Source organism: Micromonospora sp. NPDC047074, assembly GCF_040643815.1.
Lineage (GTDB): Bacteria > Actinomycetota > Actinomycetes > Mycobacteriales > Micromonosporaceae > Micromonospora.
Genome location: NZ_JBEYVB010000019.1, coordinates 22,012 through 44,564, shown reverse-complemented (window position 1 = coordinate 44,564; position 22,553 = coordinate 22,012). Strand labels below are relative to the sequence as shown.

At 73.9% G+C, this 22,553-nt stretch carries 22 protein-coding genes; 14 read left to right on the top strand and 8 right to left on the bottom strand.

All coding sequences use genetic code 11. The annotated features are described in order from the left end of the window. Nucleotides 1–187 precede the first annotated feature (187 nt). Both ABZ809_RS21910 and ABZ809_RS21905 read right to left on the bottom strand, forming a co-directional pair. Nucleotides 188–1,084, bottom strand: coding sequence for a PfkB family carbohydrate kinase (locus tag ABZ809_RS21910; protein WP_357564420.1), 897 nt, complete (start codon nt 1,082–1,084; stop codon nt 188–190). Further along, on the bottom strand, nt 1,081–2,010 hold the full coding sequence (locus ABZ809_RS21905) for a pseudouridine-5'-phosphate glycosidase (protein WP_357564419.1): 930 nt from the start codon (nt 2,008–2,010) through the stop codon (nt 1,081–1,083). The genes ABZ809_RS21910 and ABZ809_RS21905 overlap by 4 nt, the downstream gene beginning before the upstream one ends. An 86-nt stretch (nt 2,011–2,096) precedes the next feature. On the opposite strand from ABZ809_RS21905, the gene ABZ809_RS21900 reads away from it, so the two are divergent. The 3 genes from ABZ809_RS21900 (at nt 2,097) to ABZ809_RS21890 (ending at nt 5,243) form a co-directional block, all read left to right on the top strand. Further along, nucleotides 2,097–2,315 carry a DUF3039 domain-containing protein gene (locus ABZ809_RS21900; protein ID WP_357564418.1) on the top strand — a complete coding sequence of 73 codons (219 nt, stop codon included), beginning with the start codon at nt 2,097–2,099 and terminating at the stop codon, nt 2,313–2,315. A 63-nt stretch (nt 2,316–2,378) separates the two neighbouring features. Next, the gene (locus tag ABZ809_RS21895; RefSeq protein WP_357564417.1) at nt 2,379–3,008 is read left to right on the top strand and encodes a trimeric intracellular cation channel family protein; all 630 of its coding nucleotides are present in this window, start codon (nt 2,379–2,381) and stop codon (nt 3,006–3,008) included. 504 nt (nt 3,009–3,512) lie between these two features. Next, entirely contained in the window at nt 3,513–5,243 is a 1,731-nt protein-coding gene (locus ABZ809_RS21890) for a DEAD/DEAH box helicase (protein ID WP_357564416.1), read from the top strand. Nucleotides 5,244–5,459: 216 nt separating this feature from the next. Here ABZ809_RS21890 and ABZ809_RS21885 read toward each other — a convergent pair whose 3' ends face one another. Next, nucleotides 5,460–5,693 (bottom strand): hypothetical protein, encoded by a 234-nt coding sequence (locus ABZ809_RS21885; protein WP_036374862.1) that lies wholly within the window; start codon nt 5,691–5,693, stop codon nt 5,460–5,462. A 244-nt stretch (nt 5,694–5,937) separates the two neighbouring features. Next, complete coding sequence (locus ABZ809_RS21880) at nt 5,938–7,551, bottom strand: RNA polymerase sigma factor (RefSeq protein ID WP_357564415.1); 1,614 nt, start codon at nt 7,549–7,551, stop codon at nt 5,938–5,940. Between the two features lie 287 nt (nt 7,552–7,838). Between ABZ809_RS21880 and ABZ809_RS21875 the strand changes: the two genes are divergently transcribed. Further along, the gene (locus tag ABZ809_RS21875) at nt 7,839–8,654 is read left to right on the top strand and encodes an inositol monophosphatase family protein (RefSeq protein WP_357564414.1); all 816 of its coding nucleotides are present in this window, start codon (nt 7,839–7,841) and stop codon (nt 8,652–8,654) included. A 197-nt stretch (nt 8,655–8,851) separates the two neighbouring features. On the opposite strand, the gene ABZ809_RS21870 is transcribed toward ABZ809_RS21875, so the two are convergent. Then, on the bottom strand, nt 8,852–9,367 hold the full coding sequence (locus tag ABZ809_RS21870; protein ID WP_357564478.1) for a LytR C-terminal domain-containing protein: 516 nt from the start codon (nt 9,365–9,367) through the stop codon (nt 8,852–8,854). Nucleotides 9,368–9,801: 434 nt separating this feature from the next. Here ABZ809_RS21870 and ABZ809_RS21865 point away from each other — a divergent pair, with 434 nt between their 5' ends. Beyond that, nucleotides 9,802–10,098, top strand: coding sequence for a DUF4193 domain-containing protein (locus ABZ809_RS21865; protein ID WP_007075406.1), 297 nt, complete (start codon nt 9,802–9,804; stop codon nt 10,096–10,098). 140 nt (nt 10,099–10,238) lie between these two features. Beyond that, nucleotides 10,239–11,111 carry a hypothetical protein gene (locus tag ABZ809_RS21860; RefSeq protein ID WP_357564413.1) on the top strand — a complete coding sequence of 291 codons (873 nt, stop codon included), beginning with the start codon at nt 10,239–10,241 and terminating at the stop codon, nt 11,109–11,111. Between the two features lie 61 nt (nt 11,112–11,172). Here ABZ809_RS21860 and ABZ809_RS21855 read toward each other — a convergent pair whose 3' ends face one another. Then, complete coding sequence (locus ABZ809_RS21855) at nt 11,173–11,673, bottom strand: DUF3093 domain-containing protein (protein ID WP_357564412.1); 501 nt, start codon at nt 11,671–11,673, stop codon at nt 11,173–11,175. 90 nt (nt 11,674–11,763) lie between these two features. On the opposite strand from ABZ809_RS21855, the gene dut reads away from it, so the two are divergent. The 4 genes from dut (at nt 11,764) to ABZ809_RS21835 (ending at nt 14,246) form a co-directional block, all read left to right on the top strand. Beyond that, nucleotides 11,764–12,330, top strand: coding sequence for a dUTP diphosphatase (gene dut, locus ABZ809_RS21850; protein ID WP_357564411.1), 567 nt, complete (start codon nt 11,764–11,766; stop codon nt 12,328–12,330). A gap of 25 nt (nt 12,331–12,355) precedes the next feature. Continuing rightward, nucleotides 12,356–13,021, top strand: a complete 666-nt coding sequence (locus ABZ809_RS21845; protein WP_357564410.1) for a DUF3710 domain-containing protein — start codon at nt 12,356–12,358, stop codon at nt 13,019–13,021. A 129-nt stretch (nt 13,022–13,150) separates the two neighbouring features. Further along, entirely contained in the window at nt 13,151–13,531 is a 381-nt protein-coding gene (locus tag ABZ809_RS21840) for an OB-fold nucleic acid binding domain-containing protein (protein WP_357564409.1), read from the top strand. Between the two features lie 31 nt (nt 13,532–13,562). Beyond that, entirely contained in the window at nt 13,563–14,246 is a 684-nt protein-coding gene (locus tag ABZ809_RS21835) for a DUF3159 domain-containing protein (protein ID WP_357564408.1), read from the top strand. 45 nt (nt 14,247–14,291) lie between these two features. Here the strand turns inward: ABZ809_RS21835 and ABZ809_RS21830 are convergent, their stop codons facing one another. Both ABZ809_RS21830 and ABZ809_RS21825 read right to left on the bottom strand, forming a co-directional pair. Next, on the bottom strand, nt 14,292–14,981 hold the full coding sequence (locus ABZ809_RS21830) for a TrkA family potassium uptake protein (RefSeq protein ID WP_357564477.1): 690 nt from the start codon (nt 14,979–14,981) through the stop codon (nt 14,292–14,294). 2 nt (nt 14,982–14,983) lie between these two features. Continuing rightward, nucleotides 14,984–15,649: a TrkA family potassium uptake protein gene (locus ABZ809_RS21825; protein ID WP_357564407.1), complete on the bottom strand. Its 666-nt coding sequence runs from the start codon at nt 15,647–15,649 to the stop codon at nt 14,984–14,986. Between the two features lie 162 nt (nt 15,650–15,811). Here ABZ809_RS21825 and ABZ809_RS21820 point away from each other — a divergent pair, with 162 nt between their 5' ends. From ABZ809_RS21820 to dxs, 4 genes are all read left to right on the top strand, one after another. Further along, nucleotides 15,812–17,923, top strand: a complete 2,112-nt coding sequence (locus ABZ809_RS21820; protein WP_357564406.1) for an APC family permease — start codon at nt 15,812–15,814, stop codon at nt 17,921–17,923. After that, a complete protein-coding gene (locus ABZ809_RS21815; protein WP_357564405.1) occupies nt 17,920–19,218 on the top strand; it encodes a TRAM domain-containing protein in 1,299 nt (432 codons plus the stop codon). Before ABZ809_RS21820 ends, ABZ809_RS21815 begins: the two co-directional genes overlap by 4 nt. Then, nucleotides 19,215–20,384: an anhydro-N-acetylmuramic acid kinase gene (locus ABZ809_RS21810; RefSeq protein ID WP_357564404.1), complete on the top strand. Its 1,170-nt coding sequence runs from the start codon at nt 19,215–19,217 to the stop codon at nt 20,382–20,384. Before ABZ809_RS21815 ends, ABZ809_RS21810 begins: the two co-directional genes overlap by 4 nt. Nucleotides 20,385–20,520: 136 nt before the next feature. Next, on the top strand, nt 20,521–22,473 hold the full coding sequence (gene dxs, locus ABZ809_RS21805; protein ID WP_357564403.1) for a 1-deoxy-D-xylulose-5-phosphate synthase: 1,953 nt from the start codon (nt 20,521–20,523) through the stop codon (nt 22,471–22,473). The last annotated feature ends 80 nt before the right edge of the window (nt 22,474–22,553 follow it).

Here is a 22,553-nt window from a genome sequence, read left to right as displayed (position 1 = left end):
CTCCCTCCCGCCCCCTCCCGCCCGCCCCTCCCGCCCCCTCCCGCCCGCCCCTCCGTCCCCTTGCGCGGCGATCTTGCACTTTGTGCCCCGACGAAAGCCACCAAAGGGACAGGTGCCGGGCGGAAAGTGCAAGATCGCGGGCGCCCTCTCGTCGGGCGAGAGGGTGCGGGGGCGGGGGTGGGTGGGGTCAGGGGGTGGGGCGGGCGCCGATCTGGGAGACCGCCAGGGCGCCGAGGTCGCCGGCCCGGCGCAGGGCGACAGTCGGCTCCGCGCCGTCCAGCCAGGCGGCCAGCAGCCCGGCCGCGAAGGCGTCCCCGGCCCCGGTGACGTCGACCACCGCCACGCGGCGGGCCGGCGCCATGACGGCCGGGGCGGCCCGGTCCACCCAGATCGCCCCGGCCGCGCCCTGCTTGACGACGGTCCGCCGGGCGGCGGCTGACAACGCCCGCCCCTGCGCCGCCGGGTCCATCCCGCCGGCCAGCACCGTCGCCTCGTCGGCGTTGACCAGCAACAGGTCGACCCCGCGTACCCAGGACAGGAAGGCCGCCGCGCCGACCCGCCGCAGCGGAGCCGCGGAGGCCGCGTCGACGCTGGTCGTGAGCCCGCGTTCGCGGGCGGCGGCCAGCGCGCGCAGCCCCGCCGGTCGGGACTCCGTGTCCAGCAGGGTGTACCCGGACAGGTGCAGGTGTCGCGCGTCCGGCGCGGCGGCCAGCGCCGCGTCGACGTCCCGCGGGGCCAGCAGCAGGTTCGCGCCCCGCTCGGTGACCATCGTCCGCTCCCCGGCGGTGGCCAGCACGATGACCGTGCCGGTGGCCCGATCGGGGTACACGGTCACCGCGCAGTCGACCCCCGCGCGCTCCAGCTCGGCCACCCGGGCTCGCCCGGCGTCGTCGTCGCCGACGGCGCCGACCAGCGTGACCGGTACGTCCTGGGCGGCGAGCCAGGCGGCCGTGTTGGCGGCCTGACCGCCGCCGCCGAACCGGATGGCCGCCGCGGTGTCGGACCCCGTGGCCAGCGGCCCGGCCAGCACCGCCACCACGTCGGTGATCAGGTCGCCGACGACGAGGACGCGACCGGCGGTCATGCCCCGGCGCGGCGGGCGGCCGCGGCGACGGCGATCCGCGCGGCGAGGTCGGCGTTGCGCAGGATGATCCGGACGTTCACCGCCAGGCTCGCTCCCTCGGTGGCCGAGTGGAAGTGTGCGAGCAGGTAGGGCGTCACGGCCTTGCCGGTCACCCCGTCGCGTTCCAGCAGCGCCAGCCCGTCGGCGAGGGTGCGGTCGTGCAGCTCCGGGTCGAGCTGCTCGTCGGTCGGCAGCGGGTTGGCCACGATCAGCCCGCCGTGGTGCACGCGGTGCTGCTCCCGGGCCGCCAGCACGTCGGCGACCTGCTCCGGGGAGTCCAGCGACCAGTCCAGGTCGAAGCCGCCGTCGGTGATGAAGAAGCCGGGGAACCGCCGCGTCCGGTAGCCGACCACGCCGACGCCGAGGGTCTCCAGCCGCTCCAGGGTGGCGCCCACGTCGAGGATCGACTTGACCCCGGCGCAGACCACCGCGATCGGCGTCCGGGCGAGGGTGACCAGGTCGGCCGACTCGTCGAAGGTCTGCGCGGCCTCCCGGTGCACCCCGCCGAGGCCGCCGGTGGCGAACACCCCGATCCCGGCGGCGGCGGCCACCGCGCTGGTCGCGGCCACGGTCGTGGCACCGTCCGCGCCGGTCGCGGCAGCGAGGGCGAGATCGCGTACGGAGAGCTTGGCGACCCCGTCGACGGTGGCGAGCCGGGTCAGCTCCGCGTCGTCCAGGCCCACCACGAGTTGACCGCCCACCATGCCGATGGTCGCCGGGACCGCGCCCGCGTCCCGGACGGCCTGTTCGATCTGCCGGGCCACCCGGAGGTTGTCCGGGCGGGGGAGGCCGTGCGAGACGATGGTGCTCTCCAGTGCGACGACGGGATGTCCGTCACGCAGGGCGTCGGCCACCTCGGTGCCGTAGCGGATGTGAAAGTCAGTCACGTAACCACCGTACGGCCCCTGTCGGGGCGGCCTGAAGTGGACCGGGCCACGGTGACCTGCCAGACTTGTCGGTCGGAGGTGTAAAAGTGAGTACAGAGGTTCTCGAGCGTCCGGAGCTGAAGGACGCCGACACCGGTCCCGAGATGTTCCACTACGTCCGGAAAGAGAAGATCGCCGAGAGTGCCGTCATGGGCACCTTCGTCGTGGCGCTCTGCGGAGAGACCTTCCCGGTGACCAAGGCCGCCAAGCCCGGCTCGCCGGTCTGCCCCAAGTGCAAGGAGATCTACGACTCCTGGGCGGAGTGATGCGGGCCTCCCGGGCCGAGTGATCCGGGCCGGCCCCGCCGGCCCCGCACGTAGCCTTCGGCGGTGAACACCTCCACCGCCCTGCTCCTCGCCGACCTCACCGGAGTGGCGGTCTTCGCCGCGTCCGGGGCCTCCGCGGCGGTGGCCAAACGACTCGACCTCTTCGGCGTCGTCTTCGTCGGTTTCGTGGCCGCGCTCGGCGGCGGGATCTTCCGGGACCTGGCGATCGACGAGGTGCCGCCGTTGGCCTTCGCCGACTGGCGGTACGCCGCCACGGCCGCCGTCACCGCCGCCGCCGTCTTCTGGCTGCATCCGCAGTTCGCCCGGCTGCGTACCACCGTGCTGGTGCTGGACGCGGCCGGCCTGGGGCTGTTCACCGTCACCGGCACGGTCAAGGCGCTCGACGCCCAGGTGCCGCCGGTGGGCGCCTGCGTGATCGGCATGCTCACGGCGATCGGCGGCGGCCTGGGGCGGGACCTGCTCACCGCCGAGATCCCGGTGGTGCTGCGACGGGAGATCTACGCCGTCGCCGCGCTCGCGGGCTCGATCCTCGTGGCGTTGCTGGACGCGGCCGGGCACGCCAACGCCATCTGGCTGACCGTGGCGGCCGTGTTCGTCTTCCTGTTCCGCCTGGTCGCGCTCCGGCGCCGCTGGTCGGCCCCGGTAGCCACCCTGCACCCCCCACGCCCCTGACCCGCCCTTCCCTCCCGCTCCCGCCCTCACCTGCCCCCAACCCCCGGCCCTGCCCGTCCCGGCCCTGCCCGTCCCGGCCCGCCCTGAATTCGTCGATCTTGCAGTTTCTGCCCGGAGAAAGGCCACATCCCGCCCAAAACAAGGGCCACAAGTGCATGATCGCCGGGGCCGGGGCCGGGGCCGGGGCCGGGGCCGGGGCCGGGGCCGGGGCCGGGGCCGGGGCCGAGGCCGAGGCCGAGGCCGGGGGCACGGGGGCGAGGTGAGGTCGGGGTGGTCGGGCCGGAGAGGCAGGGTGGGCGGAGAGGGGCAGGGCGAGAGGGGCGCGGGGGGGCAAGTGGGAAAGGTGGGTGGGTGGGGGCGTGGTGTCGGCTGGGGTGGGCGGCGGGCGCTGGTTATGCTGAGTCGGCCTTCGCGGCACCATCTGCGCGGAGGCGTTTTCATGGGCGGCGGTACCCGTGGCCCTCGCCCGGGGTCCGCCGTCAGGCGGTCGGAGAGGAGCTTCCCGTGGCGGCCCGGATGCCGGTGATCGAGACGTTTCCGGCACTGCGTGCGTGGCAGCGCAAGGCGCTCGTGGAGTACCTGCGTCGGCGGGACCCCGACTTCACCGCGGTCGCCACCCCCGGGGCCGGGAAGACCACCTTCGCCCTGCGGATCGCCGCCGAGTTGCTCGCCGACGGCACGGTCGAGGCGGTCACCGTGGTGGCTCCGACCGAGCACCTGAAGACCCAGTGGGCGCAGGCGGCGGCCCGGGTCGGTATCCAGCTCGACGCCGCGTTCCGCAACGCCGACCTGCACTCCTCCGCCGACTTCCACGGCGCCGTCGTGACGTACGCCCAGGTCGGTATGGCACCGCAGGTGCACAAGCGGCGTACCCTGACGCGGCGCACCCTGGTCATCCTCGACGAGATCCACCACGCGGGGGACAGCCGGTCGTGGGGTGACGGGGTGAAGGCCGCCTTCGAGGGTGCCGAGCGCCGGCTGATGCTCACCGGGACCCCGTTCCGCTCGGACGACAACCCGATCCCGTTCGTCAGCTACGAGCGGGGCGGCGACGGCTTCCTCCGCTCCCGGGCCGACTCGGTGTACGGCTACTCGGACGCGCTGCGCGACGGCGTGGTCCGGCCGGTGCTCTTCCTGGCGTACTCGGGGGAGACCCGGTGGCGCACCAACGCGGGGGAGGAGCTGGCGGCGCGGCTCGGCGAGCCGATGACCCAGGATCTCGTCGCGCAGGCGTGGCGTACCGCGTTGGACCCGGCGGGTGACTGGATGCCGCAGGTGCTGCGGGCCGCCGACGCCCGGCTGACCGTGTTGCGCAACGCGGGGATGCCCGACGCGGGTGGACTGATCATCGCCAGCGACCAGCAGACGGCCCGTTCGTACGCCAAGCTCATCGAGCAGGTCACCGGCGAGCGGGCGGCGGTGGTGCTCTCCGACGACGTGGGGGCGTCCGCGCGGATCGCGACGTTCGCGGCGTCCGAGCAGCGCTGGCTGGTGGCGGTCCGGATGGTCTCCGAGGGTGTCGACATCCCCCGGCTGGCGGTCGGCGTGTACGCGACCAGCGCCAGCACGCCGCTCTACTTCGCCCAGGCGATCGGCCGGTTCGTCCGCGCCCGCCGCCCTGGCGAGACCGCCTCGGTGTTCCTGCCCAGCGTGCCGCATCTGCTCGGGCTGGCCAGCGAGATGGAGGCCGAGCGGGACCACGTGCTCGGCAAGCCCAAGGATCGGGAGGGCTTCGACGACGACCTGCTGGAGCGTGCCCAGCGGGACGACCAGGCCAGCGGCGAGTTGGAGAAGCGGTTCGCCGCGCTCTCCGCCACGGCCGAGCTGGATCAGGTGATTTTCGACGGCGCCTCGTTCGGCACCGCCGCCCAGGCCGGCACCCCCGAGGAGGAGGAGTACCTGGGCCTGCCGGGGCTGCTCACCGCCGACCAGGTCGCCCTGCTGCTGACCAAGCGGCAGCAGGAGCAGCTGGCGGCCCAGCGCCGACGGGCGGCCAGGCCGGCTGAGCCGGCCGCTGAGACATCCACGGCACCCCCGGTACCAATGAGTGCCGCCCAGCGTCGGGTGGCCCTCCGTCGCCAGCTGAACGCCCTGGTGGCCGCCCGACACCACCGCACGGGGCAGCCGCACGGGAAGATCCACGCGGAGCTGCGCCGCCTCTGCGGCGGACCGCCCAGCGCCCAGGCCACGATCGAGCAGCTCGAGGAACGCATCGCCACCGTCCAGACCCTCTGAGGGCCTCCCGCCGCACTCCGCCCGCCCCGATGGCGGCGATCATGCACTTTCGGCCCCGACAAAGGGCGCATACGCCCCGCATCGAGGGCCGCAAGTGCAAGATCGGCGGGGCGGGGCGGGGCGGGGCGGGCGGCGGGGGTGGGGTGGGGTGCAGAAAGCCGGCCGGAGGCCCCTTGAGGGGCCTCCGGCCGGCTATGTCGTGGGTTGCGGGACTTTCTAGTTCGCCATCAGATCGGCGCCACGCCAGCTGAACTCCGGGTCCGTCGCGTACCGCACGGTGATCTTCACGAGATCTTCCGCGTACTTGTTCGCGTGGTGCCCACAGAACACCAACTCGCTCCCACCCGCCAGAGTGATCCGGAGCTTGCCGGCAGCATTGCAGCGGTCGCACCGTTCATCGGCGGCTGGGGGAGCCACCGTCTCGGGCGGCGGCGTGAGGGTCGGGGTCATCGCCTTCCTCCTCTGGTCGTCACCGATGAACACTCTCTTCGGTCGTTGCTCACCTATCGTGCAACACCCTGTCCCGGCGCTGCGTTCCCTGTGTGCCCGCGGGGGACCGAGGTCACACATGGCAGGGACAGTGTGCCGTGCACCAAGGGTGCCACGTCAACGATCACAATCGTGCAACCGAACGACCACCTTCCGACGTTGCACGCCAGGTGTTCAAAACGACACGTTCGGTTGACGTTTGCGGTCAGTCCAGGTAGTCGCGGAGCACCTGCGAACGTGACGGGTGGCGCAGTTTGGACATCGTCTTGGACTCGATCTGCCGGATCCGCTCCCGGGTGACCCCGTAGACCTGGCCGATCTCGTCCAGCGTGCGCGGCTGGCCGTCCGTCAGGCCGAAGCGCAGGCGTACCACCCCCGCCTCACGCTCGGACAACGTCTGCAACACCTGCTGGAGCTGATCCTGCAGGAGCGAGAACGAGACCGCGTCGACCGCGACCACGGCCTCGGAGTCCTCGATGAAGTCGCCGAGCTGGCTGTCGCCCTCGTCGCCGATGGTCTGGTCCAGCGAGATGGGCTCCCGGGCGTACTGCTGGATCTCCAGCACCTTCTCCGGTGTGATGTCCATCTCCTTGGCCAGCTCCTCCGGCGTGGGCTCGCGGCCCAGGTCCTGGAGCAGCTCGCGCTGGATGCGGCCGAGCTTGTTGATCACCTCGACCATGTGCACCGGGATGCGGATGGTGCGGGCCTGGTCGGCCATCGCCCGGGTGATCGCCTGCCGGATCCACCAGGTGGCGTAGGTGGAGAACTTGTAGCCCTTGGTGTAGTCGAACTTCTCGACCGCGCGGATCAGGCCGAGGTTGCCCTCCTGGATCAGGTCGAGGAAGGCCATGCCGCGACCGGTGTAGCGCTTGGCCAGCGAGACGACCAGCCGGAGGTTGGCCTCCAGGAGGTGGTTCTTGGCCCGCTCGCCGTCCCGCGAGATCCAGCCCAGGTCGCGCTGCATCTCGCGGGTGAGCTTCTCCTCGCCCTCCTCGGCCGCGCGCAGCCGCTCCGCGGCGTAGAGCCCGGCCTCGATCCGCTTGGCCAGCTCCACCTCCTGCTCGGCGTTGAGCAGCGGGACCTTGCCGATCTGCTTGAGATAGGCCCGCACCGAGTCGGCGGACGCGGTCAGCTCCGCGTCCCGGCGCGCCTGCTTGAGCGCCTCGGACTCCTCGTCGTCCCACTCGAAGTCGTTGTCGCTGGCCGAGTTGGCGGCGTCGGTCTCGGCGGCCTGGGTCAGCTCCGCCGGCTCCTCGACGACCACGTCCTCGATCTCGGCGGCGAGCTCCTCCGGGTCGATGTCGCCCTCGGCGCCGTCGGCCTTGGCCTTCCCGCCGGCCTTGGCCGGCTTGGCGGTGGCCGCGGCGACCGTCGCCTTGGTGGCCCGGGTCGCCTTGGCCGCCTTCGCGGGCACGGCGGCCTTGGCGGCCACCCCGGCGGTGGTGCCCGCGGCCTTACGCGGGGCGGCCGCCTTACGCGGGGCGGGTGCCGGTGCCTCGTCGACGGCGGGCGCCTGCTTCGGGGCGGGCGCGACGGCCTTCTTGGTGGTCTTGGCGGTGGTGGCCCGGGACGCCGGGGTGGCCGAGCGGGCGGCGGCGACGCGGCGGCGGGTGCTCGCCGAGCCGTCGACCACCACGGTCACTCCCGCCTCGGAGAGCGCCCGCAGGATCTTCTTGGCCTGGGCCGGCGTCACCTCGGCGGACTCGACGGTGCGCGCGAGCTGGGCCGACGTGAGCTGGCCGCCGGCGCTCTGCGCGTGGGCGATCAGGGTGTCGGTGAGCGAGCGAACGTCGGCGCCGGTCTGGCGGGGTTCTGTCACGAATGACCTTCCGGAGGCGAAGAGCGAGCACGGCCGGGTCGTCCGGCACAGAGTGGTGCGCTGGCCGGGCGATGTGGTTGAGGAACCCCCGTGTCCCGGGCCGGCCGGTCGTTGGCGGTCCGTCGCAGCGTGGGCAGGGGTGAATTGTAACGCCGTCTGCGGCGATCGACCGCCGCCGCACGGTGGACAGGCGGCCGGGGCCGCCGATTCGACGCGGATGTGGACTTTGAAAGGATGGTACCGCGCGCGACCCGGAACGCCCCGGCCGTGCGGGAAGGGGACGAACGATGGATCGCTCGACACCGGCGGAACTGCTGGAGATCGCCGTCGACGTGGCCCGGAACGCGGCGGACACCGCGCACCGGATGCGGGTCGAGGGCGTCTCGGTGGCGGCCACCAAGAGCACCGTCACCGACGTGGTGACCGCCGCCGACCGGGCGGTCGAGCGGCAGGTGATCGACGCGCTGCGCCGGCTGCGCCCGGGCGACGCCGTCCTCGGCGAGGAGTACGGCGCGGGGGAGACCGGGCCCGTGACGCCCGGCGGCGTCCGCTGGATCGTCGACCCGATCGACGGCACCGTCAACTATCTGTACGGGATCCCGCACTGCGCGGTGTCGCTCGCCGCCGAGGTCGACGGCGAGGTCGTCGCCGGGGTGGTGCGCAACGTCAGCACCGGCGAGGAGTGGACGGCCACCGTCGGCGGGGGCGCCTGGCGCGACGGCGAGCGGCTGCGCTGCTCGGTCGAGACCGACCTGGGCCAGGCGCTGGTCGCCACGGGGTTCGGCTACGACCCGCGTCGCCGGGCACACCAGGCCCGGGTGGTCGCCGAGTTGATCCCGCACATCCGTGACATCCGCCGGTTCGGCGCCGCCGCGCTGGACCTGTGCCTGGCGGCGGAGGGCCGGGTGGACGCGTACTACGAGAAGGGACTCGCCGCCTGGGACCAGGCCGCCGGAGCCCTGGTGGCCACCGAGGCCGGGCTGCTGGTCGCGGGGCTGGGCGGGTTGCCGGCCGGCCCGGACCTGGTGATCGCCGCCCCGGCGGCCCTGTTCAAGCCGCTGCACGACCGCCTCGCCGACCTGGACGCCTCCGGCGGCCCCTGAGCCGGCCCGTTACGCCACCGGCGGCCCCTGAGCCGGCCCGGACGCCTCCGGCAGCCCCTGAGCCGGCCCGGACGCCTTGAGTGCTTCCTGAGCCGACCGGACGCCCCGGTGGTCCCTGAGCCGGCCTGGCCGCTCGGCGGGCCGCACGGTGCGGGGTGTGGTGCCGGGCCCCCGGTCGCGCCGGGGGCCCGGGGCGGTCAGTCGTCCTCGCGCATCGGGCAGGATTCCTCGGGCGCGACCGGCGCGCCGAGGTCGCCCAGGGACTGGTTGACCTCGGTGGTGGTGGCGAGCTGCTGGAAGCCGCCGCCGAGCACCACGTCGACGACGTCGTCGGTGCGCTTGGCGTCGTACTCGTACTCGGCGTTGTCCAGGAAGTACGCCCGCAGCAGGTGCGCCGAGCCCACGCCCTTGGGGCCGTAGCGCAGCACCGCGATGTCGTCGATCTTCTTCTTCTCGTCGCCGGTCTTCTTCACCTGGAACTTCCGGTTGGCGAAGTCGTCGGCGATCTCCTTGGCCAGGCCGATTCGGTCCGTGCCGTTCAGCACGTTGATCTTGACGTCCTTGTTCTCCCGGAGGGTCACGTCGGCCATCGGCCAGCCCTCCGGGCATCCTCCGGCGAGGCCGGCGTTGCCCTGGGTGTCGCGGACCATGGCGACGACCACGAAGACCAGGGCCAGCACCGCCAGCAGACCGACGACAACGAGTGCTCGCACTCGCGCAAAACTCATCAGGGGGCTCCCCGGACAGTCGTGGGTGGCGCGGCCGTCGGTGGTCGGGCCGCCCCGCCGGCCGTCGAGTACGCCGCTGAGGTTAACGGTTGTCCGGCCGTCGCGTGGAAACAGCCGGACATGCCGGCGCGCCAACCGGGAACCGGGTACTACTACCCCTATCTTCGTGTCGCCTGAGTCACATTGGGAACAACTTCGCGTGCGGGGGCGTACATCTCAGCCACGAGGGCGGTATACATGCCTCGCCCAATGGGGGGGTAAGGTTCCGCGCTCGCCGGGGGTGTTCGTTCGGACGCCTCCGTCCGTGCTGACTTCGGGTCGGGTGACCGACACAAGTGGTGGCGGGCCAGCGGAACCGAAACAGCGTCGTCCGGCGTTACACCCGGAAGCGACAACATCGATATGGGAGAGTGAAACCGATGGCCACCGACTACGACGCCCCGCGTCGCGACGAGGTCGACCTCGGCGAGGACAGCCTGGAAGAGCTCAAGGCCCGACGTGTCGACTCACAGTCGGGCGCCGTGGACGTCGACGAGGCCGAGGTGGCCGAGAGCTTCGAGCTGCCCGGTGCCGACCTGGCCGACGAGGAACTCACGGTCAAGGTGCTGCCGATGCAGCAGGACGAGTTCCGGTGCGCCCGCTGCTTCCTGGTGCACCACCGCAGCCAGTTGGCGGTCGAGCGGAACGGCGAGCTCATCTGTCGCGAGTGCGTCTGACTCCGCTCGCCTGTCACCAGCGGCGGCTCCCGCACGGAGCCGCCGCTGACCGAGTCACCGTGCGGTACGACGATGGACCTGCTTCACTCGTTGACGGGTGACCGTCATGTCTGCGTCGGTCCATTCGGGAGGTCGGACCCATGAGTGAGCGGAGCGAGCCCGGCGGTACGCGTGGCGCGGACACGAGCCGCGCCGACGTGGGCGGCCCCGACCCGCGGGCGGACCGCGGCGACATCGTGCCCGCACACGGCACGGAGGACGAGCTGGGCGCCACCGTCGCGGCGCTGACCGCCGACGACGTCGAGCCGGCCCGCCGGCGGCAACTGCTCGGCCGGCTCGTCGGGCAGGCGCGGGCGCGAGGGCTCACCGACCTGTTCAAGCCGAAGAGCGCCGTGCGGTGGATGGTCGACACGGTCGCCGAGGTCGCCCCGCACGTGCCCGTACGCGACCTGGCCACCCTGCGCCGGCACTTCGACGGCCTCGACGGCGAGGCGCTGGCCGACCGGCTGGTGCGCAACGCCGCGCGGACGACGGCCGGGATCGGCGCCGCGGGCGGGGGAGTTGCCGCGGTCGAGTGGACGGTCGCCCCGACCCTGCTCTCCGCGCCGGTCCTGCTGGCCGCCGAGACGGTCGCCGTGGTGGCCGTCGAGCTGAAGCTGATCGGCGAGCTGCACGAGGTGTACGGGATCCCGCTGCCCACCGGCGGCACGCCCCGGGCGCTGGCCCTGGTGCAGTCCTGGGCGGGGCAGCGGGGGATCAACCCGATGATGCCGGGCGTCGGGGTGGGCGCGGTGCTGGGCACCGCCGCCCGCAAGGAGCTGCGCGACACGCTGCTCAAGCGTTTCGGGCGTAACCTGACCACCCTCGGCCCCTTCCTCACCGGGGCGGCGGTGGCGAGCTACCTCAACCGGCGGGCCACCCGGACGATGGCCGACCAGCTCCGGGGCGACCTGCGCCGCCAGGCCAGGGCCCTGCCCGGCGGCACACCGCCGGCCCTGCCCAGCGCCGGCTGAGCGGACACGCGGGCGGCTCGGGGTCGGGCCGGCTCGAGGGTCGGGCGGCGCTCTGGACGGTTCAGGGCCGCGCGGCGTCCCGGGCGGCGAGGACCGCCTCGGCCAGCTCGACCGGGCGGCGGGTGCTGACCACCCAGAACGGGGTGGGGTCGGCCGGGTCGTCGAGGACCACCTGGACGGCACCGGGGATCCACGGCCGCTGCACCACGAACGCCAGCGGGTCGGCGCCGACACCGAGCACCTCGCGCCGGCCGGCGGCGTCCAGCGGGATCACGTCGGCGACGAACTCCACCGGCAGCCGGGCGTCGTCCACCCGCAGTTCGCCGTCACGTACCGCGATCCGGATCCGGCCGAGCCAGGCCAGGCCGGCGACGGCCGCCGGCAGCAGCACCACGAACGGCAGCCAGGCGCGTACGCCGGGCGCGCCCAACCAGACCTCCACGGCGAGCAGCGCGGCCGTGGCCAGCCCGCCCAGCCACAGCCACCAGGGCAGACCGAGCCGCTCGGTGTGCTGCGGGGGCGCGGCGGCCGGCGGCGCCGAGGACGTCGAGGATGGCGACATGCTCACTCCTCCGAGGGTACGGCGCACGACAGCCGCCGGAACCGGCAGGATGGCAGGGTCACCCCAGGAATCGGACGGAAGAGGGGAACCGTGACCGACGTCGTACCCGTGCCCGTACGGCAGCTCGATCCCGAGCTGCCGCTGCCGGCGTACGCCCATCCCGGCGATGCCGGGGCCGACCTGGTGGCCGCGGCGGACGTCGAGCTGCCACCCGGCGGCCGGGCCCTGGTCCCGACCGGCGTGGCGATCGCGTTGCCCGTGGGGTACGTGGGCCTGGTCCACCCCCGCTCCGGGCTCGCGGCCAGACTCGGCGTGACGGTGCTCAACGCGCCCGGTACGGTCGACGCCGGCTACCGGGGTGAGATCCTGGTCAACCTGATCAATCATGATCGGGAGACATCGGCGAAGATCTCCCGTGGTGACCGGATCGCTCAGCTCGTCGTGCAGCGGGTGGCGCGGGCGGACTTCCAGCCGGTGGCCGAGCTGCCCGCGTCCCGGCGCGGGACCGGTGGGCACGGCTCCACCGGCGGCCACGCGGGCCTGGTGCCGTCTCCCGCGACTGCCGGGGGCGCGGCCCCGGACAGCCGGCGGGCGCCGGACGCGCGACGGGAAGACCGGGACCGGGCAGGCGGCCGGACGGAAGAGGTGGCAGGGTGAGCACGAACAGCGGAGGGTTGGCGCAGTGATCTTCTCCCGGAAGCGGGCCGATGCCGGACGGCACGCCCGCGACGAGCGGACGACCGAGGTCCTCGACTCGCACGACGAGTCGACCCCGGCCCGTGGCCCGTACGACATCTCCGAAGCCCCGCAGGGGGTGCAGCGGCTCGACCTGGGCAGCCTGCACATCCCGGCCGTGCGGGACGTCGAGGTGCGGGTGCAGGCCGACCCCGAGGGCGTGATCCAGCAGGTCGTGCTCGTGTATGGCGCGAACGCCCTCCAGCTCGGCGTCTTCGCCGCGCCGCGCTCCGAGGGCATCTGGGACGAGGTGCGCGAGGAGATCCGCCAGTCGCTGTTCAACGACGGCGCGGCGGCCCAGGAGGCCCAGGGCGAGTACGGCACCGAGCTGCGCGCCCGGGTGCGTACCCAGGACGGGCTGACCGACCTGCGCTTCGTCGGCATCGACGGGCCGCGCTGGATGGTCCGCGGCGTCTTCCAGGGCGAGGCGGCCACCGACCCGGCCGCCGCCGGCCCGCTCGCCGAGTGCCTCGACGGGCTGGTGGTCGACCGGGGCCAGGAGGCCAAGCCGGTGCGCGAGCCGCTGCCGCTGCGGCTGCCCCGCGACGTGGCCGACCAGGCGGGCGCCGCACCGGCCGACGGCAACCCGGCGCCCGCGCCCCGCGAGGCCTGACCGCCGGCGTCTCCGCCGCGCCGGGACCGGTCCAGTCGGCGTACGCTGGCGGGACGGTTCCGGCGCCGCCGGGGCCGGCCCGGGTGCCGGCAGCGCGTCGGCCAGCGTGGAGAGGGTGACGCGGAGGTCATGTCGACCGACGAGGGCCGGGGTTCGCTGCGCCGCATGCTGCGACGGCTCACCGCGAGCGAGGCGGAGATCGAGGCGCAGGAGCTGCGCCGGGAGAGCGCCGAGCACGGCGGTGTCCCCGCCAGGCAGTGCATGCGGGGCCAACTGGTCTCGGTGGCCGGTCGGCTGCGTACCGTGGTCTACACCCCGCGGACCAACCTTCCGACGCTGGAGGCGGACCTCTACGACGGCAGCGACGTGGTCACCCTGGTCTGGCTGGGGCGCCGGCACATCGCCGGGATCGAGCCCGGCCGGCACCTGACCGCGCGCGGGCGGGTGGCCCTGCGGGACGACCGTAAGGTGATCTACAACCCGTACTACGAGTTGGAACCGCCGAGGTGACCCGGTGGCCGCGGCGGACGGAAGGCGTGCGATGACGACGGGACAGCACCGGGCGGCACAGCCGGAGAGCGGTCCGCAGGACGAGGAGCAGCTACCCACCCTCGCCGAGCAGATGGCCGACCAGCTCGGCGGTTGGCGGGGCCTGGTGGAGTCCAGCATCCCGGTGGTCGTCTTCGTGGTGGCCAACATCATCGGCGAGCTGCGGCCCGCCGTGATCGCCTCGGTGACGGTGGCGCTGCTGATCGCCGGTCTCCGGCTGGCGCAGCGCCGACCGGTCCGGCACGCGGTCAACGGGCTCTTCGGGGTGGCCGTCGGCGCCGCGATCGCCTGGCGCACCGGCGACGAGCGCGACTTCTATCTCCCCGGCATCCTCTACGGCATCGGCTACGGCCTGGCCCTGCTGCTCTCGGCCGCCATCCGGCAGCCCCTGGTGGGGTGGATCTGGTCGGTGCTGGTGGCCAAGGGGCGCTCCGAGTGGCGCTCCGACCCGCGCCTGGTGCGCACGTTCACCGGGCTGACCGTGCTCTGGGGCGTCGTGTGGCTGGCCAAGGTCGGCGTGCAGGCCGGTCTCTACCTCGCCCACCAGGACACGGCGCTCGGCGTGGCGCGGCTGGTGCTGGGCTACCCGCCGTACGTGCTGCTACTGCTGATCACGGTGTGGACGGTCCGGCGGGTGACCCGGGAGCCGCAGCCCGAGGCGCTGCCCGGCGACTGAGCCGGGCTCCCGCCGCACCCGGCCGGCCCGCCGCCGGGACCCGGCTCAGCGCTGCTCGCGGGTGCGCTCCACGCTGTCGGCCCCGAGCACCACCGCGCGGACCGCGTCCTCGACCTCCGCGGTGCACACGAAGATCAACTCGTCGCCGGCCTCGATCGGGTCGTCCGGCGTGGGCACCAGGACCCGCTTGCCGCGCAGGATCGCCACCAGCGCGGCGTCGCGGGGCAGCGGGATCGCGCGCAGCGGCTCGCCGACGTACGGCGCCGTCGGCGGCAGGGTGATCTCCACGAGGTTCGCCTCGCCCTGCCGGAAGGTCATCAGCCGGACCAGGTCGCCGACGGTGACCGCCTCCTCGACCAGGGCCGCCATCACCCGCGGCTTGCTCACCGCGACGTCGACGCCCCACTGCTCGGTGAAGAGCCACTCGTTCTCGGCCCGGTTGACCCGGGCCACCACCCGGGGCACCGCGAACTCGGTCTTGGCCAGCAGCGAGACCACCAGGTTGACCTTGTCGTCCCCGGTGGCCGCGACCACCACGTCGCAGCCGGCCAGGTCGGCCTCCTCCAGGCTGGCCAGCTCGCACGCGTCGGCCAGCACCCAGTCGGCGGCCGGGACCCGGTCGGGCCGCAGCATCCGGGGCTGGCGCTCGATGAGCATCACCTGGTGGCCGTTGTCGATCAGCTCTTGGGCGATCGAGCGACCCACGTTGCCCGCGCCGGCGATGGCGATGCGCATGCTCACAGCCCTCCTTCCGGCGGCGCCGCCGCCACCGACGTGACCGTCGCCACGATGTCATCGGTGACCAGCATGAAGACCTGGTCACCCTCCTGGACGACGCTGGACCGGGTGGGCAGCGTGCCGATGCCGAAACGGATCAGGTACGCCACCCGGGCCCCCGTCGCCTCCTCCAGGACGCGTACCGGCTGGCTGACCCAGTCCTTGTGGACGGGCACCTCGACGATCGACACCGTGCTCGTCGGATCCCGGAAGATCTCCACGTTCCCCTCGGGCACCAGGTGCCGCAGCATCCGTTCGGCGGTCCACCGGACGGTCGCCACGGTGGGGATGCCGAGCCGCTCGTAGACCTGCGCCCGGCGCTGGTCGTAGATGCGGGCCGCGACCCGGGACACGCCGAACGTCTCGCGGGCGAGCCGGGCCGAGATGATGTTGGAGTTGTCGCCGCTGGAGACGGCCGCGAAGGCGTCCGCCCGCTCGATGCCGGCCTGCCGGAGCACCTCGCCGTCGAAGCCGGCGCCGGTGACGGTGATCCCGGCGAAGTCGGGGCCGAGCCGACGGAACGCGTCCGCGTCGTGGTCGATGACCGCGACCGAGTGCCCCCGGGACTCCAGGCTCTGGGCGAGGGTCGAGCCGACCCGGCCACAACCCATGATCACGACATGCACCGCGTCCTCCTCAAGGTGCGCATCCGCCCGACCGGTGGGCGTGTCGTCTGCGAGCCTGCCACGTTCCCGGCGGGGGCGCGGACCGACGGTACTCCGCCCGTTCCCCCCGCTGTGCTCGGCCACCCGGCGGCGCGGGCGGGGAGGGTCGTACGCTTGGCGGTTGTGGCCAGACCCACCTCGCTGCTGAAGCGGCTGCTCCTCGGTCGACCGTTCCGGTCCGACCGGCTGAAACACACGCTCCTGCCCAAGCGCATCGCGCTGCCCGTGTTCGCCTCCGACGCGCTCTCCAGCGTCGCGTACGCGCCCGACGAGATCCTGCTGACCCTCTCCATCGCGGGCGCCTCGGCGTACTTCTTCTCGCCGTGGATCGCGTTGGCGGTCGTGGTGGTGATGCTCACCGTCGTGGCCAGCTACCGGCAGAACGTGCACGCCTACCCCTCCGGCGGCGGCGACTACGAGGTGGCCACGGTCAACCTCGGGCCCCGGGCGGGGGTCGCGGTGGCCAGCGCGCTGCTGGTCGACTACGTGCTCACGGTCGCGGTGTCGGTCTCCTCCGGGGTGGCCAACCTGGGCTCGGTGGTGCCGTTCGTGGCCACCCACAAGGTGCTGATCGCGGTCACCGCGGTGGTGCTGCTCACGGCGGTGAACCTGCGCGGCCTGCGCGAGTCCGGGACCGCCTTCGCGATCCCCACGTACGGCTTCATCATCGTGATGGTCGGGATGCTGCTCACCGGGCTGGTCCGGGTCTTCGTCCTCGGCCACGACCTGCGCGCGCCCAGCGCCGGCCTGGAGATCCAGGCCGAGCACAGCGTGACCGGCTTCGCCCTGGTCTTCCTGCTGCTGCGCACCTTCTCCTCGGGCTGCGCGGCGCTGACCGGCGTGGAGGCGATCTCCAACGGGGTGCCGGCGTTCAAGGCGCCGAAGAGCCGCAACGCGGCCACCACGCTGCTGCTGCTCGGCACCATCTCGGTGGCCATGCTCGTCGGCATCATCTGGCTGTCCCGGCTCACCGGCCTGCAGTTCGTCGAGGACCCGAGGCTCCAGATCATCTCCGGCCCCGAAGGGTACGTGCAGAAGACCGTCACCACCCAGCTCGGGGAGACGGTCTTCGGCTCCGGCTCGGTGCTGCTCTTCGTGGTCGCCGGGGTCACCGCCCTGATCCTCTTCCTGGCCGCGAACACCGCCTTCAACGGCTTCCCGGTGCTCGGCTCGATCCTCGCGCAGGACCGCTACCTGCCCCGGCAACTGCACACCCGCGGCGACCGGCTGGCCTTCTCCAACGGCATCGTCTTCCTGGCCGTCGCCGCGATCGTGCTGATCGTCGGCTTCCAGGCCGAGGTGACCCGGCTCATCCAGCTCTACATCGTGGGCGTCTTCGTCTCGTTCACGCTGTCCCAGGCCGGCATGATCCGGCACTGGAACCGGCACCTGAAGACCGCGCGGGATCCGCAGGCGCGCCGGCGGATGCTGCGGTCCCGGGCGATCAACGCCTTCGGCATGGCGATGACCGGTACGGTGCTGATCATCGTGCTCGTCACGAAGTTCCTGCTCGGGGCGTGGATCGCCATCGCCGCGATGGCGATGATCTACGTGTTGATGCTGGCCATCCGCCGGCACTACGACCGGGTCGCGGCGGAGCTGACCCCGCCGGACGAGGGCCGCGCCGTGCTGCCCGCCCGCAACCACGCCGTCGTGCTGGTCAGCAAGCTGCACAAGCCGACGCTGCGGGCGATCGCGTATGCCCGGGCCACCCGGCCGGACACGCTGACCGCGGTGACCGTCAACGTCGACGAGAAGGACACCCGGGAGTTGCAGGCGGAGTGGGAGCAGCGGGACCTGCCCGTCCCGCTCACCGTGGTCGACTCCCCGTACCGGGAGATCACCCGGCCGATCCTGGACTTCGTGGCCGGCGTCCGCCGGGAGTCGCCGCGCGACGTGGTCACCGTCTTCATCCCGGAGTACGTGGTGGGGCGCTGGTGGGAGAACCTGCTGCACAACCAGAGCGCACTGCGCCTGAAGGGCCGGCTGCTGTTCGAACCGGGGGTGATGGTGACCAGCGTGCCGTGGCAGCTCGCCTCGACCGCCGGGAAGGACCTGTCCCGACTGGACGCCACGCTGACCCGTGGCCCCGCGCGCGGCCCCCGGGTCCTGCCGCGCGGCACCCTGCCGCCGAGCGTCCCGCCCGTCGTGTCCGCCCCGCCTGGCGAGAGCGCCCCGCCGGTCGGGTCCGCGCCGCCCGGCGAAGGCGGCCCGAGTGGTGGGGGTGAGCGGTGACCGCGCAGGAGCACGGCCGAGGGCTCGAGGAGGCCGAGCGGGTCGAGCTGACCGTCGGGGCGGTCGCGCCCGGCGGGCACTGCGTCGCCCGGGTCGACGGGCAGGTGGTCTTCGTCCGGCACGCGCTGCCCGGGGAACGGGTGGTCGCCGAGGTCACCGAGGTGCACCGGGGGTTCGTCCGGGCCGACGCGGTGACCGTGCTCCAGGCCGCCCCGGACCGGGTCGAGCAGCCCTGCCCGTACGCGAGACCGGGCCGGTGCGGCGGTTGCGACCTCCAGCACGTCGCGCCGACCGCCCAGCTCGCCTGGAAGGCGGCGGTGGTGCGCGAGCAGCTCACCCGCCTGGGCGGGCTCACCGACGCCGAGCTGGACGCGCTCGGCGTCCGGGTCGAGGCGCTGCCCGGCGGGTCGCTCGGTTGGCGCTCCCGGGTCCGCTACGCCGTCGACGGCGCCGGCCGGGCCGGGCTGCTCAAGCACCGCTCGCACGAGGTGGTGCCGGTGGACCGGTGCCTGATCGCCCACCCGGCGATCCAGGAGCTGCCCGTGCTGGCCGCCACCGGCACACGCTGGCCGGACGCCGACGCGGTCGAGACGGTCGCCTCCACCGGCGGGGACGTGGCCGTGACCGCCGTCGCGGACGGGGTGCCCCGTACGGTCAGCGGCGCGGACCGGGTCGGCGAGGTGGCCGCCGGCCGGCGGTGGACCCTGCCGGCGTCGTCGTTCTGGCAGGTCCACCCGGCCGCCGCGGACACTCTCGTGGCCGCCGTGCTGGCCCTGGCCGACCCGCGACCGGGGGAGCGTGCCTGGGACCTCTACGGCGGGGCGGGCCTCTTCGCCGCCGCGCTCGCCGGGCGGGTCGGCGAGGCGGGCCGGGTCACCCTGGTCGAGTCGGCCGGGCAGGGCGTCGCCGCGGCCCGGGAGAACCTGCGCGACCTGCCCCGGGTGGAGATCGTGCCGGCCCGGGTGGAGACCGCGCTGGCCCGCCGCCGGATCACCGGCCCGGTCGACGTGGTCGTGCTCGACCCGCCACGCTCCGGGGCGGGTGCCCGGGTGGTGCGGGACGTGGTGGCCGCCGGTCCGCGCGCGGTGGCGTACGTGGCCTGCGACCCGGCGGCCTTCGCCCGGGACGTGCGCACCTTCGCCGGGCTGGGCTGGCGGCTGGCCGGGCTGCGCGGCTTCGACCTGTTCCCGATGACCCAGCACGTCGAGCTGGTGGGGCTGCTCCTGCCCGCCGAGGTGTTAGGAAGGGACCCTTCCCCTACCGGATCCGATAAGAAGGGGCCCTTCCTTACATGAAGATCGTCGGGTTGATGTCGGGGACGTCGTACGACGGGGTGGACGTCGCCGCCGCCGAGTTCACCCTCGACGGGGACACGCTCTGGCTGCGCCCGCTGGGGCACCGTGGCCTGGACTACGACGACGAGCTGCGGGCCGCGATCGGCGGGCTGCTGCCGCCGGAGAGCACCACGATCGAGGCGGTCTGCCGGCTGGACAACCGGCTCGGCGAGGTCTTCGCCGAGGCGGCGGCGGTCGGCGTCGAGCTGGCCGGCGGGGCGGCCGACGCGGTGGTCTCGCCCGGGCAGACGGTCTTCCACTGGGTCGCCGACGGGCACGTCCGGGGCACCCTGCAACTGGGCGCGGTGGCCCGGGTGGCCGCCCGGGTCGGCGTACCCGTGCTGAGCGACCTCCGCTCGGCGGACGTCGCGGCCGGCGGGCAGGGGGCGCCCCTGGTCCCCGCGTTCGACGCGCTCCTGCTCGACCCGGCCGACGGCGCGGCCCCGCGCGCCGCGCTCAACCTGGGCGGCATCGCCAACCTCACGGTGGTCGCGCCCGGGGCGCCGGTGCTCGGGTACGACGCCGGGCCCGCCAACGCGCTGCTCGACGCCGCGGCCCGCCGCTTCCTGGGCCGGCCCTGCGACCTCGACGGCGCCCGCGCGGCGGCGGGCCGGGTGCACCCCGGACTGCTCGACGCGCTGCTGGCCGAGCCGTACTACGCGGCCCCGCCGCCCAAGTCGACAGGCAAGGAGCTGTTCCACGCCGGCTACCTGGACGCGCGGCTGGCCGCACTGGGCGAGCCGGTGCCGGCCGACGACGTGCTCGCCACCCTGACCGAGCTGACCGCCCGGGTGGTGGCCGCCGAGTGCGACCGGCACGGTGTGACGGAGGTGGTGGCGGCCGGCGGCGGGGTGCGCAATCCCACCCTGACCGCCCGGCTGGCCGCCCTCGGCGCGGGTCGGTGGCGGCTGCGCACGACCGACGAGCTGGGCGTGCCCGCGCAGGCCAAGGAGGCGTACGCGTTCGCGCTGCTGGGCTGGCTCTCCTGGCACGGATTGCCCGGCGCACTGCCCTCGGTCACCGGCGCCGCCCGGGCGGTCGTGCTGGGCTCCTGGACGCCCTCCGGGCCGGCGTACCGGGGCGTTCCGGCCGGCGCGCCGCCCCGGCGGCTGCGGATCGCCGCCTGACCGTTCCGGGCCCTGCGGGGGCCGCCCGTCGCAGGTTCGCGGATCCGGGGCTGACCAGGGGCTCAGCGCGCGCGACCGGTCGACGGGTGTCCGGGCCAGGCTGCGGAGTGTCCTACGGCCGATAGACTCTTGCGTCATGAGCGTTGAAGAGGGCACGGTCCACCACACCGGGCTGCTGGCCACCGTCCGGGGCCCGCAGGACGTCAAGCGGATGTCCGCCGAGGAACTGGACGTCCTCGCCGCCGAGATCCGTGACTTCCTGATCGCCAAGGTGTCGCGCACCGGCGGGCACGTCGGCCCCAACCTGGGCGTGGTCGAGCTGACCCTGGCCATGCACCGGGTCTTCGACTCGCCCCGCGACCGGTTCCTGTTCGACACCGGCCACCAGGCGTACGTGCACAAGATCGTGACCGGGCGGCAGGCCGGCTTCGACCGGCTGCGCCAGCGGGGCGGCCTCTCCGGCTACCCGAGCCAGGCCGAGAGCGAGCACGACCTGATCGAGAACTCGCACGCCTCCACCGCCCTGTCCTACGCCGACGGGCTGGCCAAGGCGTACAAGCTGCGGGGCGAGCCGCGCAGCGTGGTCGCCGTGGTCGGCGACGGCGCGCTCACCGGCGGCATGTGCTGGGAGGCGCTGAACAACATCGCCACCGCCGGCAACCCGCTGGTGATCGTGGTCAACGACAACGGCCGGTCCTACGCGCCGACCATCGGCGGGCTCGCCGACCACCTCTCCTCGCTGCGGCTCAACCCCGGCTACGAGAAGGTGCTCGACACCGTCAAGGAGGCGCTCGGCTCGACGCCGCTGGTCGGCCGGCCCATGTACGAGGTGCTGCACGCGGTCAAGCGGGGCATCAAGGACGCGGTCGCCCCGCAGGCGATGTTCGAGGACCTCGGCATCAAGTACGTCGGCCCGGTCGACGGCCACGACCGCGAGGCGGTCGAGTCGGCGCTGCGGGCGGCGAAGAACTTCGGCGGCCCGGTGATCGTGCACGCGGTCACCCGCAAGGGCTACGGCTACCGCCCGGCCGAGGAGGACGAGGCCGACTGCCTGCACGGCCCGGGCAGCGCCTTCGACATCGAGACCGGCAAGCTGGTCGCCGCCCCCTCGGTGAAGTGGACCCACGTCTTCGCCGACGAGCTGGTCGCGATCGCCGACGAGCGGCCCGACGTGGTGGGCATCACCGCCGCCATGGCCGAGCCGACCGGCATCGCCAAGCTGGCCCGGAAGTACCCGAACCGCGTCTACGACGTGGGCATCGCCGAGCAGCACGCGGCCACCTCGGCCGCCGGCCTGGCCCTCGGCGGGCTGCACCCCGTGGTGGCGGTCTACGCGACCTTCCTCAACCGCGCCTTCGACCAGGTCCTGCTGGATGTGGCGATGCACAAGCTGCCGGTGACCTTCGTGCTGGACCGGGCCGGGATCACCGGCCCCGACGGGCCCAGCCACTACGGCATGTGGGACATGTCGGTCTTCGGGGTCGTGCCGGGCCTGCGGATCGCCGCGCCCCGCGACGCCGCCTCCCTGCGCGAGGAGCTGCGCGAGGCGGTGGGCGTCGACGACGGCCCGACGATCGTCCGCTTCCCGACCGGCACCGTGGCCGCCGACCTGCCGGCCGTGCGCCGGGTCGGGACCGTCGACGTGCTGGCCGAGTCGGCCCGCAAGGACGTGCTGCTGGTCGCGGTCGGCTCCTTCGGCCACCTCGGCATGGAGGTGGCGACCCGGGTCGCCGAGCAGGGCTACGGCGTCACCGTGGTCGACCCGCGCTGGGTCCGGCCGGTTCCGGCCGAGCTCGTCGAGCTGGCCGCCGGGCACCGCCTCGTGGTCACCGTCGAGGACGGCGTACGGGTCGGCGGCGTCGGTGACGCCCTCGCCCAGGCGCTGCGCGACGCCGACGTCCGGGTGCCGCTGAAGGACCTGGGGGTGCCGGCCGACTGGCACCCGCACGGCACCCGCGCGCAGATCCTCGCCGACCTCGGCCTGACCGCGCAGGACGTGGCCCGTGACGTCACCGGCTGGATCTCCCGGCTGGACGTGGAGACGGCCGAGCCGGTCGTCACCATCGACGACGCCACGGCCCAGAACTGACGCGTCGACGCCAGCGGCGGGTGCCGCGAACCGCGGGACACCCGCCGCCGCCCGCGTCCGCCCGCGCGCCCTCTGTCCGC

Bases quoted from the DNA above. Each gene is read 5' to 3' on its own strand.
- ABZ809_RS21860 (WP_357564413.1), top strand. From the start codon at position 10,239: ATGAGTGAGCGGAGCGAGCCCGGCGGTACGCGTGGCGCGGACACGAGC.
- ABZ809_RS21885 (WP_036374862.1), bottom strand. From the start codon at position 5,693: ATGACCCCGACCCTCACGCCGCCGCCCGAGACGGTGGCTCCCCCAGCC.
- dxs (WP_357564403.1), top strand. From the start codon at position 20,521: ATGAGCGTTGAAGAGGGCACGGTCCACCACACCGGGCTGCTGGCCACC.
- ABZ809_RS21835 (WP_357564408.1), top strand. From the start codon at position 13,563: ATGACGACGGGACAGCACCGGGCGGCACAGCCGGAGAGCGGTCCGCAG.
- ABZ809_RS21840 (WP_357564409.1), top strand. From the start codon at position 13,151: ATGTCGACCGACGAGGGCCGGGGTTCGCTGCGCCGCATGCTGCGACGG.
- ABZ809_RS21830 (WP_357564477.1), bottom strand. From the start codon at position 14,981: ATGCGCATCGCCATCGCCGGCGCGGGCAACGTGGGTCGCTCGATCGCC.
- ABZ809_RS21855 (WP_357564412.1), bottom strand. From the start codon at position 11,673: ATGTCGCCATCCTCGACGTCCTCGGCGCCGCCGGCCGCCGCGCCCCCG.
- ABZ809_RS21910 (WP_357564420.1), bottom strand. From the start codon at position 1,084: ATGACCGCCGGTCGCGTCCTCGTCGTCGGCGACCTGATCACCGACGTG.
- ABZ809_RS21875 (WP_357564414.1), top strand. From the start codon at position 7,839: ATGGATCGCTCGACACCGGCGGAACTGCTGGAGATCGCCGTCGACGTG.
- ABZ809_RS21810 (WP_357564404.1), top strand. From the start codon at position 19,215: ATGAAGATCGTCGGGTTGATGTCGGGGACGTCGTACGACGGGGTGGAC.
- ABZ809_RS21865 (WP_007075406.1), top strand. From the start codon at position 9,802: ATGGCCACCGACTACGACGCCCCGCGTCGCGACGAGGTCGACCTCGGC.